Source organism: Terriglobia bacterium, assembly GCA_032252755.1.
In the GTDB taxonomy this organism is placed as follows: domain Bacteria; phylum Acidobacteriota; class Terriglobia; order Terriglobales; family Acidobacteriaceae; genus JAVUPY01.
On sequence record JAVUPY010000032.1, the window covers coordinates 58,812 to 72,667 of the forward strand.

Here is a 13,856-nt window from a genome sequence, read left to right on the forward strand (position 1 = left end):
GAACAGGTCGCCCTGCTCCCCGCGGTGAATGAAAGGTTAGAACATCAATCGAACTGCAATCTGCATGCGACGTTCAGATGACAGTTTGGTCGTGTTCTGTACCCCGAAGTTGCCGTTTGTCCAGGTCGGACCTCCAAAATTCGAATCCGGGTTCTGGAACTGTGGCGTATTGGTCACGTTGAACATTTCAAGACGCAGTTGCGACTTGAAGTTTTCGTAGATCGGGATGTCCTTGAAGATCGACATATCCCAAACATGGCTTCCCGGCCCATGGAAATAGTTACGTGCCAGGTTGCCGATCTGTCCGGCAGGTGCCGAAGTGAACGCACCGGCCGGGCAAACCAACCAATACGGGTTGCCATTTGAATCATGGCTTCCCGGGTTGACCTTGCAGCCGCCATTGTAGACAGTTGTCAACCGGCTGTTGTTGTAGAACACGTTGATCGGCGAGCCGCTCTGGAGGGTGACAATGTTGTTCCACTGCCATCCGCCAAGGACGTAATCGACCGCGGTCGGAGCGCCGCTTAACCACCGGCGTCCTTTACCCCACGGCAGTTCATAAAGGACTGAAGCGACAAGAGCGTGCCGGATGTCAGTATCCGAGTTGCCCTTGTTGTAGCTGAGCAACGGGACTCCGTCCGGACCGACAGAGATGCCGCCGCCGTTGTTGGTGCTGGAAGTGCTGAATGCACTGTTGGAGTTGTCCAGCGTATGCGACCAGGTATACGAAACCGTGTACTGCAAACCGCTCGACATGTTACGTCGAATACTGGCCTGCAGGCCGTTGTACATTCCGGTACCAACGTTTGCCATCTCCGTAATTTGGCCAACCGTCGGGAACCACTGCACTCCGGTACCAAATGCTCCCTGGTTCGCCTGGAACCGCGTGGACAGGTGGTCCATCTTGGTCCCGATATATCCAACTGACACTGCCGTGTTCTTGAATAGTTCGTGCTGTACCTGCAAGTTCCACTGCTGTACCGACGAGTTCTGGTTGTTCCTCGGCCAGTACAGAATGTTTGCAGCCGTGCTCAGGTTTTTCGGATCAATTGAGGGGACTGCCGGAGGCAGCGCACCTGTCGCACCCACCGGATTGTTGCTCCCGGGGGCAGCAGCGCCGCTCAACGTAATGCGATATCCCGTCGAGCAGGTAGTTGGAGTCGGACAAGCCCAGTAGGACGAATATCCATTGAAGTCTGGGTTGTTCGGCAACTGGTTATCAACACCGCCACGGTCGAGGAAGTAGAACATTCCATAACCGCCGCGAAGGACAGTCTTGCCCGTTCCGAAAACGTCGTAGGCAAATCCGAAACGCGGAGCAATGTTGTTCTTGTCCGTGTTAATCAGCGAGCGAGGCTGCCCAGCATCCGTCGGGCGGACCAGGGTACCCGTCGCAGGGTCGAAGTTCGACATCCGGTCGCTCACTTCGAACGGCCAGGTGAACAGGTCGTAGCGAATTCCGAGATTCAACGTCAGTCGACTGGAGATGCGCCAGTCGTCTTGGGCAAAGTAACCGGTCTCCCAGTTCCTTGTCTTGTAGTAACCGCTCATGTCGCCAACCTGGTAACCGCCCATGAACCCGGCTTCCAGTTCGGCAACCTGCGCACCCGTGAAGGTACCCTGTCCGGAATAGCCCCAAGGCATACCTCCGCAGCCCGGTCCGCAGTTGTTGTCATCGATCCAGAAGTAGCCTTTCGCGCGGTTACCCTGCACAAAATCCAGCTTCCGGTTGATGATGTTGAACCCGAACTTGAAAGTGTGCCGGCCCTCGCTGTAGCTCACCGTGTCGGTGAATTGCAAAGGTTTCTGTGGCACTGAGTAGAGTCCATAGTCACCCGTGTACTCCAGTTGCCGGCTTGCTCCCCAGCCACCGATCAGCGGCATTCCCCCGAGAAGGCTGTTGCGGTTCGCGTTGGGAATACCCAGGTTCTCTCCCATCGGTGTTCCTTGGAACGGCGGCTCATAGGCATACAAATCGCGGGTATATCCGAACCGGAATTCATTGATGACCCTGGCTCCAAAACTGTGAGTCCAACCTACAGCAATAGCACGAGGATGCGTCGGGTTGTTGCCTGAGCCCCAGCCCGAAGGCAGGTCATGATTCGCATCTCTCAGAAGGTCGCTTACGGTCATCGCATCCTGAGCGTAGCTGCCACGCACAAAGATGGTGTCCTTGGCGCCTACGACGTAATCCAACCGCGCATCGGCATCGTCGTAGTTACGAAGCTGTTGGCGTGACGGCTGGAAGTTTGCGGCATTGATTGCCACACCGGTGATGTTCGGAAGCGGATAGGCGTTCACCAGCGCCACGCCGACCGAATTCTGATACATAGGATCGATTATGTTGATATTCGGTCCTCGCGAGCCAGTCGCTGCGTCACCGACCCAGCCGAATGGCAGACAAGTCTGTGGATTAAACACATAACCCTGACTCGTCGCCAGCGGCGTGCCGACCAGGTTCGGACAAATCTGGGCAACGGGCACCGTCGTCATGCTGGGTCCACCCGGGCCCAGCAGCTCGGTGAAATTGCCTTCCCGCATCAGCGGAGTGGGAACCCACGTCGGGCCATCGCTCGTCGGAATCTTCTGCCGCAGTCCCTGGTAATCCATGAACAGAAACAGCTTGTTCTTTACCAGCGGACCACCCAAAGTTCCGCCGAACTGGTTACGAATGAATGTATTGTCGTTGTTGTGCCATGCCCTTGCGTTGAATTCACCGGACTGACGGAACCAGAAAGCCGAGCCGTGAAAAGCGTTCGTGCCCGACTTGATGGAGGCCTGAACTACCGCTCCGCCCGCGCGCCCGATTTCTGCCGGGGCAACGCTGGTGTTGACTTTGAATTCCTGGATAGCTTCGACCGGCGGGAAGAAGACGATCGAATTGATCATTGAATCGTTATTGTCTACGCCGTCGAGAATGTAGTTGTTGGCTTGCTGGCGCAGTCCGTTGGCGGACAGTGAAGCGCCGCCCGTATCAGAGTTGCGCCAACCTTCTGAACCAGTTCCGCTTCCGCCGCCCATCGACGTGTCGCCGTAGTTGCCGCGCGTAACGCCCGGTGTCAACAACGCGAGCTGGGTGAAGTTGCGGCCGTTAAGCGGAAGTTCCGTTACTTGGCGGCCCTGGATCACTTCCCCTGTTCCCGAAGTCGTAGTTTCGACCAGAGGAATTTCGTCGGTTACGTTGACTACTGTTTCGACGCTTCCCGGCTCAAGTTTCAGGCTGATTTCCTGCACCTGTGAAACTTCCAGGGTGATATCCGCCGTGGCGGTTTTGAAGCTCTGCTGCTTTACTTCAACGTGGTACTTTCCTGCCGGCAGAGCGGCTACAACATACGAGCCGCTTCCATCGGTTTCTACGGTTACGGCTCTCGCGGTTCCAACGTTCGTTACTGTTACGGTCGCGTTCGGAATCGCTGCGCCGCTCTGATCTGTGATTGTTCCAACTAGGCGTGCGGTGTCGCTCTGTGCAAAAGCTGCAACGGTGAACAGAACGAGCGCAGCCAGACACAAGACGATTGTAATTCGCCTCATTTGCCCCTCTCTTTTTTTAAAAGCAACTGACTTGATTACGGGAAGAACCCGCAATGGCTTACGTACGTCAGAGCCGACGCGAAACCGACTATGGGGTTCGGATTATGGCTAAATCGGTCTTCTTATTTTCGCGCTCGGCAAAATCCGCTGAATGGGGTTGCGGATATTCGTAAACCGATTTCTATTCTGCTCCATGCCTAAACGATTTACAACGGGTTGACAAAAGCTTTTCCACAGGTAGACGCTTCTATTTTCATCTTCAGGAGCCTACTTTCATATGTCTTCTCGCCCGCTGCGGCTTTCACTCTGCACCTTAATACTGATTACTTTCTCGATTCCGCTTTTCGCCCTCGCGGAAACCCGCACGACTGGCCCGGTCAGCGCCGTGCGCGAAATCTCCGACGGGGCGCAGTTCCGCGCCGGCGATGCCCTCGTCCGCATCACGATGGTCGCTCCCGGAATCTGGCGTCTGCGCTACGCAATTCAGCCGAGTTTCCCGCCCGACCACTCCTTCGCCGTCGTCCCGCAGCCCAAGCTTCCAGCCAACTCCGTTCGCATGACTCAATCGGCAACCGCGCTGAAGCTGACTGACGGCAACGTCAACCTCACAGTCAACAAATCCAACGGCATCATCTCCATCTTGCAGGCTACCGGCGAAACCCTTCTTGCCGATCAACCGGATCATCCCGCGACCTGGAGCGGCACTGGCTTTCGCATCTACAAGACGATGACTCCGCTCGAGGCCTTCTTCGGCCTCGGCGACAAGTCCGATGGCATGAACCACCGCGGCTACGCTTACACCAACTGGAACACCGACGCCTTCGACTGGCAGCAAGGCACAGATCCGCTCTACAAATCCATTCCCTTCTTCATCGGCATGACCGCGAACGGCACCGCCTTCGGCGTTTTCCTCGACAACACCTACCGAACCAGCTTCGACTTCGGCAAGGAATCCAACTCCTACTTCTCCTTCGGCGCCGACGGCGGCGAACTCAACTACTACTTCATCGCCGGACCGACTCCCAGGCAGGTCGTCGAACGTTACACCTCGCTCACCGGACGCACTCCGCTTCCGCCGCTCTTTGCGCTCGGATTTCAGCAGTCGCGCTACAGCTACTATCCCGAAGCGCGCGTCCGCCAGATCGCCGACGAGTTCCGCACGCGCAAGATTCCTTGCGACGTCCTCTATCTCGACATCGATTACCAGCAGGGATACAAAGCGTTCACCATAAACCGCGACTACTTCCCGACTTTCGAGCAGATGGTGAAGGATCTCGACCAGCAGGGCTTCAAGACGGTACTCATCTCCGATCTCCACCTGAAGAAGGAGGTCGGCTACAAGCCCTACGACCAAGGCACCGCCCGCGACTACTTCGTCAAGAATCCTGACGGCTCGCAGTACGTTGGCCGGGTTTGGCCCGGGCCTAGCGTCTTCCCCGATTTCACGCTCACTCCCGTGCGCAAGTGGTACGGCTCGCTTTACAAGATGTTCACCGACATGGGCGTCGCGGGTTTCTGGAACGACATGAACGAGCCTGCGGTGTTCCGATATCCCGAGAAGACGATGCCGCTCAACACAGTCCATCGCGTCGATGCCGAGACTGAGAACCGCAATCCCGGAGGACCAGTCCGCACGACCGATCACCGCGAGATTCACAACGTCTTCGGCATGGAGAACGTTCGCGCCACGCACGATGGACTGCTCGCACTTCGTCCCAACGAGCGTCCCTTCGTGCTCACGCGCGCGGCCTTTGCAGGAACGCAGCGCTATGCGGCGACTTGGACTGGCGACAACTCATCGACCTGGGTTCACTATCGCCTCACGGTTCCGACGCTGCTCAACATGAGCGTCAGCGGATATCCGCTCGTCGGCGCCGACGTCGGCGGATTCGGCGAAAGCCCGACACCGGAGCTGCTCACGCGATGGATCGAGCTCGGCGCGTTTCAGCCTATCGATCGCGATCACACCACCAAAGGCTCGCGAAACCAGGAACCGTGGGTCGACGGTCCCGAGCAGGAAACCATTCGCCGCCGCTATATCGAAACTCGCTATCGACTCCTTCCTTACATCTACACCTCGATGGAGGAGACTTCGCGAACGGGAATCCCGCTGATGCGGCCGATGTTCCTCGAGCATCCGATCCTGGGGCTGATGGAAAACGTCAACGATCACGAGTATTACTTCGGTCCCGATCTGCTCGTCGCACCGAAACTCCTCGAGACGCTCGACTCTTACGACGTCAATCTTCCCGCGGGAACCTGGTACGACTACTGGACTGGACAGAAAGTCGAGGCGAAAGAACAGCCCGCGTGGGACGCGGAGACTGTGGAGGGCGCGCCCAAACCGCCGATGATTGAGACTCTAAAACTCGATCCGAAGCTCGACGAACTTCCTGTCTATGTTCGCGGTGGCTCGATCATTCCGCACCAGCCACTGGTGCAGTCGACGGCCGAGAAACCGGTCGGCCCGCTTCAACTCGCCGTCTACCCTGGTCCAAACTGTTCCGGCTCCGTCTACACCGACGACGGCCACACCTTCGACTACCAGCAGGGACACTACTTCCGCCAGTCCTTCACCTGCGACGCAACTCCGCGGGGCATAACCGTGAAGCTCGCCGCTCCCGAAGGAGACTTCACGCCGTGGTGGACACAACTGCGCATCACGGTCTACGGCCAGCGAGAACCAATCTCGCGCGATGTTCTGTTCTCACGGGAAGCGCAGACGATCTCGATTAATTACTGATTACAGATTCCTGAATGGATGCCCCTTCCTGGTTCAGCCAGGAGGGGCATTTGTCTTTCTATTCCGGTTCACCCGATCTTCGGTTATCGGTTGCTTTCTATCTCCGCTGTACTTCCCTCAGCACCGCTCTCGCCAACGAAACCGAGTCGGCGATTACGCTGGATACGCGAGGACTCGGCCGAATGTCCTCCCCACGCAGCCGAATCACCGCAATCAGAGAAGCGGCAACCAACAACGCGCCGTCCAGCCGGCTTGAATTGGCCGCCAAACCGATACTCTGCAGCGGTGCCCTCGGCGTATCCATCGCTCACCAGCTTAGGAGAATAAATAGCGAAAGTCAACGCCGGTCCGTCAACAGTGGAAGTGGAGCAGTTTTCAACAGCACCCGAGTGTGAGGAGCACCGATTCTCATTGACACCTCTGCCAACAAGCCCATAATTGCGCACAGCAGTCGTCTCTCCGAAGCGCAATTCTTCGATTCTGGTCCACACGCCCCCTGAGACGACTTCGGGTCCACGGGGAAGAACCCACAACAGGATTATCCAGGCGCGGTAATAACTCGAGCCGAAGAGCGCTCGTTCACTGCCGCAAATCACCTTCTCGCAAGGCTCCGCCGCATGCACCTTGGCAGAGTCAAACGACGAACGCAGGAGGTGCACCGTGGGTTATCCGTTACTCGCGCTGCTGTTGACTTCGCAGCTTTTGATTTTCGATCTTCTCGGACAAGAAACTCCACGCGTTCATCGCGCACCACCCGCACCGCATGCAACTACATTTCCCGTCTGGCTCATGAGAAAAGTCGATGCGAAAAAGATACGAGTCGGTGATGAAATACGTTTCAAGTCCTATAGCGGGTTTTTGATCGGAAAAACCGTTATTCCTTCGGCGATTTTCTGCGGGCGCGTGGTCTACGTGCAGCGACCCGATGAGAATGAGGAGCGAGAGTCACGCTTAGGAATCGTCGTGGAACAGGTGAAGTGGAAGAGCTCTTCTCTTTGGCTGAACGCGTACATTGTGGGTTTCGGATCGTATCGCGTGACAACCGAAAACCTGGGGAAAAACCGACAACCTGATTGGTTTGAAAATCGGCCACCGGGAACATCCGAGTTCGAGCAGAGCAGCGGTTCGACGCCTCCAGCAAATGTCAAAAGAAGATTTTCGACGGATTTCGACCTGGATAGCTTACGTTCGATCGGTGAAAATCGGCGTGATGTCCGCACACTCGACTACAGCGAATCGATTACCGGGGTTTACATACTGCAGACGACTGTTGATGGCAAGCACCGCACAATTCTGGTACGCCGAGACAAGAACATAGTTTTGCCCAAGTACCTGCCGGTGATGTTGGAACAAATCGACGAACAGTGATCAGAAGGTAAAACTTATTGTTTTACTCCGCCCGCAGTGTTTCCATCGGATTCACGCGCGTAGCACGCCATGCGGGCAATAGACAGGCGGCCGCTGCGATCGCGACCAACAGTACAATCACAGCCGCGAAAGTAACAGGATCGTGGGACCCAATGCCATAGATCATCGTGCTCATGAGGCGCGTGACTACGAAGGCACCGGCCAAACCAATCGCCGCGCCGAGCAGTGCGAGTCGCATACCGTGTCCCACCACGAGCCGGACGATGTCTCGCCGTTCCGCGCCCAGCGCCACGCGGATGCCAACTTCCTGTCGGCGTTGATTCACCCAGTACGCCAGCGTGCCATATAGCCCCAGGCCCGCCAGCAGCATCGCAATTGCGGAGAACAATGCCAGGGTGATCGTCGTGACACGCTGCGAAACGAGAGAGTCTGAGATGATCTGGTCCATCATCACCAGTTGCGCCAGCGGAAGACCCGGATCGCGCGCGGCCACTACTTTGCGAATGGACGCGGCCACGGTTTCCGGTGCGATGGCCGTCCGCACCACGAAATGCATCGAAGGGCGCGGCTGGAACTGATCGTAAGAAAGATACATTGCCATGTGGCCCGGGTCGTCCACCGTGTCAAGGCGTGCCGCGCCGACGACTCCGATGACCTCGCAGTTGACCGGTTCCTGCGGGCTGAGGATGCCGAGGTTTGCCGTCAATTGCTGCCCGATGGGATTCTCGCCGGGGAATAGTGTTCTGGCTAGCCGTTCGTCGATGACCACTGTCGGCGGCCTTCCCTTGAGATCGGATCGACCGATCGCGCGCCCCGACAGCAGCGGGATTCCCGAGGCCTCAAGATATCCCGGCAGAACCAGGCGTACATTTGCGCTTTCCTCCTGTGAGGGATTTATCGGAGGGCGCGATGCCGCCCACACTGGATAATTTCCCCAAGGGTTCTTGATCGGCAGCTTGTCCACGAATCCAACCCCTGTTACGCCGGGAATGGTGGTCAAGTCATCGCGCAGTCCATCGAAGAACTGGAACCGGCGATCCGGCGGATACGCGGAGTTCGGGAGTTGGATCTCGCCGGTTAGCAGATGTTCGGTGTGGAATCCGAGATTGGTCTTCGCCAGTTCGGCGAAGCTGCGCACCAGCAGTCCCGCGCCGACCAGCAGCACTAGCGAGACCGCGACCTGTCCGACGACGAGCGCCGCGCGCAGCCGCTGTCCGCCGCGGGTTCCCGTGCTGCGGACGCCGTGGGCCAACTGCTCGCCGGGGTTCAGTGACGATGCGCGTAACGCGGGCACCAGGCCAAAGAGCAGTCCGGTCAGCATCGAGACGCCTACGGCGAAGAGCAACACCGGCCAGTGCATCCCGGTCGGCGTGACTCCCGAGCGCGTCAGGCCAACTGCGATCGGCAACAGCCTCTGCAACCAGAACGCCAGCGCGACACCGACTGCTCCCGCAAGCATCGCCAGCATCATGCTCTCGATCAGCAACTGTGCGAGGATGCGTCGTCGCGATGCACCCAACGCAGCGCGAATCGCCAGTTCCTGGCCGCGCAGCGCGCCTCGCGCCAGCAGAAGGCCAGCGACATTCGCGCAAGCGATCAGTAAGACCAGTCCGACCGCGCCCATCAGCAGATACATGCTTGGCGTCTGCGAGCGCAACATTCCGGACTGCAGCCGCTCGAGGGTGAATCCCTTCTCGCTGTTTGTCTCGGGATACTGGTGTCGCAAGCGGTCGGCGATCGTGTTCGCCTCGGCCTGCGCCTGCTCCATGCTGACTCCCGGCTTCATGCGCGCGACGAGCAGCCAGTTGTGGAAGAGGCGCGTCTCGGGGCCGTCTTCCTCGCCCTGTCGCATCGGCGTCCACATGTCGGCGTCGGCCAGCAGCCGCGCTGAGGGGGGAGCCACGCCGATGATCGTCGCCGAGATTGTCTGCTTCGCGACGCCGCTCAGCATCAGCGGTTGTCCGAGCGCCTTCTCAACGCTGCCATAGCGACGGCGAGCGTAGCCTTCGGTCACCACGGCGACGTACGGCGCTCCGGCCTTCCCTTCCTCAGGGCGGAACCAGCGGCCCGCGGCAGGCGCTACCTTCAGGGTGTCAAACCAGTTCCATGACACGTACATCGCCGCCGCAAACTCCGGACGCTTTCCGCCGGCGACGATGACTTGCCGCGCGCCGGGAGAAGTTGCGGCTACCGACTCCATGGTCGAATTCTGGTCGCGGTAATCATAGTAGTCGGGAAATGAGGAGACTGGGTTGATCTCGCCGCTGAAGGTGGTATCGACCAGAACCAACCGATCGGGATTGGGGAACGGCAGCGGCTTGAGCAGCGCCTGGTGCAGGATGGAGAACATTGCCGTGTTCGCGCCAATGCCAATGGCCAGCGTTGCTACCACAACCGCGATGAATCCGGGGTTTCTCCTCCACATTCGTAATGCGTGGCGAACATCCTGGCTTATCTCCATTCCGGCAGTCCTCCGGCTAATCGCTCAGATGATAGACGTTTCACGAGTTCCTACGTAACTATCTCGCTCAAGTGAAGCCAGTCAGCTGCGTGCTCGTTTCGGAGAGCCACCCCTATTTATTCAGATCCTTGTTTGCAATATTTTGCGGAAATTTCCCTGCTGAAAGACTGAGAGGCAAGAACTTAAATCTGAAAACATCCAGAGATCGTTTCTTTTCAGGATATTGCGCGCGAAAAATGTGATTTCCGCATCGTGTTATCGGATATAGAGAGCGAGGCACAAGGTGCAAGAATCCCTCTATGCGCAAAAACCCGGTTCCCAGGTTTCGGTTCTCAGTTCCCGCCGAAAAGCAAAAGCACCCGAGACGAACCAGATCGAGTCCGAAGGACGACTGGTGGTAGCTCAGGATCTTCAGTCCTGGGAAATGGAAGGCGCACATCTTCCCTTCACTTGGCGTGCGCGGGTTGAGAAAGAACGGAAAGCAACCGAAGAACCGAAGATCGGGTGAACCGAAGACCGGACTTCCGTGCTAAAAGCGACGGCGCCCGCTGGGGGCGCCGCTCGATGCACTGTGTCCAGAACTATTGTAAATGTTGGCGTCAAGAGGGTCGGTGGTTGGGGATGAGAAAATTCCCGGGGAGTTCCGAAATGGGAAAAGTCGACCTGGGCAAGACACACTTTAGATCAATTTCCGCTGCATGGCATTCATGACGGCTTCAAGCCGGTTGCGCGTTCGCAGCTTCTGATTGATGTGATGGAGATGGTTGCGAAGAGTCTGCGGGCTTATCTCGAGAACGCGAGCCACCTCGTCAGAATCCTTGCCGTCGGCAAACATACGCAGGATCTGGATCTCTTGTTCGGAAAGAGGAGAAATCGGGGCGGCGCGGACCGAGGTTTCACCGGCGGCGGTGAGCTGCTTTGAGAGGTCGAGCATTGTGCGCACAAGATTTTCAGCCCGTTTTTGCTCAGTGATGTCGTGCGCCAAGTGCAGAAGTAAGCGGTGGCTGTTACGCGGATTATCGAAGACCAGGGTGGACATGTTGATCCACAGCCGATCACCGCTCTTCTTCTTAACACTCATGTCGAAGTTCGGTATCTCGGTCCTGCCACCGCTGCAATCGAGGACGCTAGCGTGTTGATGGCAGACGTGTGTGCCTAAGGGATCGACACCCTCCAGTACGTCGAAGCAGGTTTTGTGCAGAACCTCGCCCGCGCTGTAGCCGAGGAGTTTCTCGGCACCCTTATTCCAAGACAAGATTTCACCCTGAGGGGTAACCGCAAAGGCCGCATCAGTGGTGCGCTCAAGCAGGGCAAATACTTCACTCTCCAGCACTTAGGTACTCCGTGACAATCGTTGAAGTGAGCGGTACGCGTGTTCCATTGAGATATATCGCTTCACGACTCAATTATAGGTCAGCTGATCAAGACAAAACACCGCCTCGACAGCACAAAGAGGCATATATGCAACCAAACAGTGGTTCTAAAGTTCGCCTCACGATTTCGTCACTCGGGCTGTTGTTCCTGTTCTTTTTCGGATCGGCTCATGTTCAAGCCCAAACGTCCTCGCACGCGATGCATATGGGGACGGCAAACTCCACCAGAACAGTGGATATTGTCCGCGCCCCCACGGATGTTCCGCCTCCGATAGGCAATCGCGGGCCCGCCGTAGTTCGGGTAACACTGACGGCTGAGGAAGTGATTGGGGATCTGGATTCGTCCAGCGGAACCAAGTACCGGTACTGGACCTTCAATGGCAAAGTTCCCGCGCCAATGATTCGCGTGCGCCAGGGCGATACGGTGGAAGTGACGTTGAAGAACGATGCCGGCAGCCACATGGTTCATTCGGTCGACTTCCACGCAGCACTTGGGCCGGGTGGAGGCGCAGCATTCTCGCAAGCTGCTCCTGGGCAGTCAAAAACGTTCAGCTTCAAAGCGACCACACCTGGGTTATTCGTGTATCACTGCGGGACCCCTATGATCGCCGAGCACATTGCGAACGGGATGTACGGGCTGATCCTGGTGGAACCCGCGGGTGGGCTGCCGCATGTGGATCATGAGTACTACCTGATGCAGGGCGAGTTCTACACTGCCGGACCAGAAGGAACTCCGGGATTACAGCAGTTCAGCGCGGCCAAGCTGATGAAAGAAGAACCGGACTATTTTGTGTTCAACGGAGCGGTTGACGCACTCACAAAAACAAGGTCGATGCAGGCGAATGTCGGCGATACGGTCCGTATATTCTTCGGCGATGCTGGACCGAACAAGGCGTCTTCGCTGCACATGGTAGGCGAGATCTTCACCAAGGATTATCAGCTAGGTTCCATGTCGATGCCCCTTACCGGTGTTCAGACCGCAAGCGTGCCGCCCGGCGGGGCCGCAATGCTGGAATTAACGGCGACTGCTCCGGGCAATTTTGCCCTGATGGACCATGCAATGTCGCGAATGGCCAAAGGACTAATGGCGAATCTCGCGGTGACTGGAACGGATACTGCAAAGTTGATGTCCGAAGGCCCGGTCTCGGCTGAGTCGGGAGAGTCCGTGCTGAGCGGCATGACGAAGATAGATATGGAAGCTCCGGTTGAAGGTTCCGCGCGGAGCGTATCCATGTGGGCCGGCAGTGCAGATGAAACGGGTACAAAGGTTACGGAACCCACGGCCATGTCTATGCCAATGGAGCATACCTCCGGGCGAATTGCAGCGGCATCCGGCTCGCCTACTATAGCGAAACGCGGCTCGCCGACTGAATTGGATGGATGCATGAACACGGTGAGTGGCGGCGAGGTGATGCTGAAGCTTCTTGGTTCTTCCAAGATCTATCGGCTGGAAGCGCAGCCGTTCCTGTTCTCGGAGAATTCTGGCCGAATCGTCCACGTAACCGGGCATGTGGGAAGTGTCGTGGAGGTGGAGGATCCTAATATTCCAAGCTTTGTGGTTGATACCCTCCAGGCGGTTGCCCCCAATTGTTCGGTGAGAATGAGTGCGGCGGATGTCCGGAAGATCGTGACCAAGGCATCGAGCGCAACGGTCCGGATGGGAGAAATGAGATTCGAGCCCGCGAACCTGACGGTCGAAGCAGGGGAAAAAGTGACTTGGAAGAACTCATCAAATGTCACGCACAACGTGGTTGATGATGCAAGCAAGGCTGTCTACCTGAGAGATGTGAACCTGCCGTCTGGGACCAAACCGTTCGATTCCGGGTACCTTGTGCCCGATCAGACTTACTCACGTGTGTTCACGACGCCGGGGATTTATCGTTACGTCTGCACGCTTCACGAAGCAAGCGGGATGAAGGGAACGATCATCGTAAGACCGAGGACGACGGAGGTGGCCAGTAGCAATTCCGGAAGTAAAGCAGATCAGTGAAGGCTAACCGTCGGGGAGGATAGGAAGATGGAATACAAATTCATGCCGAATCTTAGTAGCGAAATAACTGTCCCGAACGAAGGAATTATCAGCAAGGTGATACACAAAGACCAGTTTACGAATGTCACGCTGTTCGGCTTTTCGAAAGGCCAGGAACTCTCAACGCATTCCGCGCCGACCCCAGCCATCTTGCAGTTCTTGAGTGGTGAGGCAGAAGTCAGACTAGGGGACGACACGGTGAAGGCCAATGCAGGATCGTTTGCCTATATGCCGCCGACATTGCCACATGCGATTTCAGCGACAAGTGAGTGCATTATGCTGCTGATCCAAATCAAGGTGCCTGGGAATCAGTAAGCGGAGGAGAAAAGATGATTACCAAGTGTGCAAATC

Annotated in this window: 7 protein-coding genes; 4 read left to right on the forward strand and 3 right to left on the reverse strand. The window is 57.1% G+C overall.

Going from position 1 to position 13,856, the window contains the following annotated elements:
* Window positions 1-36 precede the first annotated feature (36 nt).
* Window positions 37-3,531, reverse strand: a complete 3,495-nt coding sequence (locus ROO76_08105) for a TonB-dependent receptor (GenBank protein MDT8068116.1) — start codon at window positions 3,529-3,531, stop codon at window positions 37-39.
* A gap of 277 nt (window positions 3,532-3,808) precedes the next feature.
* Between ROO76_08105 and ROO76_08110 the strand changes: the two genes are divergently transcribed.
* Together ROO76_08110 and ROO76_08115 are read left to right on the forward strand one after the other, a co-directional pair.
* Entirely contained in the window at window positions 3,809-6,274 is a 2,466-nt protein-coding gene (locus tag ROO76_08110) for a glycoside hydrolase family 31 protein (GenBank protein MDT8068117.1), read from the forward strand.
* A 660-nt stretch (window positions 6,275-6,934) separates the two neighbouring features.
* The gene (locus tag ROO76_08115; GenBank protein ID MDT8068118.1) at window positions 6,935-7,642 is read left to right on the forward strand and encodes a hypothetical protein; all 708 of its coding nucleotides are present in this window, start codon (window positions 6,935-6,937) and stop codon (window positions 7,640-7,642) included.
* A 22-nt stretch (window positions 7,643-7,664) separates the two neighbouring features.
* Here the strand turns inward: ROO76_08115 and ROO76_08120 are convergent, their stop codons facing one another.
* Both ROO76_08120 and ROO76_08125 read right to left on the reverse strand, forming a co-directional pair.
* Window positions 7,665-10,103 carry an ABC transporter permease gene (locus ROO76_08120; GenBank protein ID MDT8068119.1) on the reverse strand — a complete coding sequence of 813 codons (2,439 nt, stop codon included), beginning with the start codon at window positions 10,101-10,103 and terminating at the stop codon, window positions 7,665-7,667.
* Between the two features lie 679 nt (window positions 10,104-10,782).
* Window positions 10,783-11,436: a LuxR C-terminal-related transcriptional regulator gene (locus tag ROO76_08125; protein ID MDT8068120.1), complete on the reverse strand. Its 654-nt coding sequence runs from the start codon at window positions 11,434-11,436 to the stop codon at window positions 10,783-10,785.
* Window positions 11,437-11,564: 128 nt separating this feature from the next.
* Between ROO76_08125 and nirK the strand changes: the two genes are divergently transcribed.
* Window positions 11,565-13,466, forward strand: coding sequence for a copper-containing nitrite reductase (gene nirK / locus ROO76_08130; GenBank protein MDT8068121.1), 1,902 nt, complete (start codon window positions 11,565-11,567; stop codon window positions 13,464-13,466).
* A 27-nt stretch (window positions 13,467-13,493) separates the two neighbouring features.
* Window positions 13,494-13,820, forward strand: a complete 327-nt coding sequence (locus ROO76_08135) for a cupin domain-containing protein (protein ID MDT8068122.1) — start codon at window positions 13,494-13,496, stop codon at window positions 13,818-13,820.
* Window positions 13,821-13,856: the final 36 nt, after the last annotated feature.

Bases quoted from the DNA above. Each gene is read 5' to 3' on its own strand.
- ROO76_08105 (MDT8068116.1), bottom strand. From the start codon at position 3,531: ATGAGGCGAATTACAATCGTCTTGTGTCTGGCTGCGCTCGTTCTGTTC.
- ROO76_08110 (MDT8068117.1), top strand. From the start codon at position 3,809: ATGTCTTCTCGCCCGCTGCGGCTTTCACTCTGCACCTTAATACTGATT.
- ROO76_08120 (MDT8068119.1), bottom strand. From the start codon at position 10,103: ATGGAGATAAGCCAGGATGTTCGCCACGCATTACGAATGTGGAGGAGA.
- nirK (MDT8068121.1), top strand. From the start codon at position 11,565: ATGCAACCAAACAGTGGTTCTAAAGTTCGCCTCACGATTTCGTCACTC.
- ROO76_08135 (MDT8068122.1), top strand. From the start codon at position 13,494: ATGGAATACAAATTCATGCCGAATCTTAGTAGCGAAATAACTGTCCCG.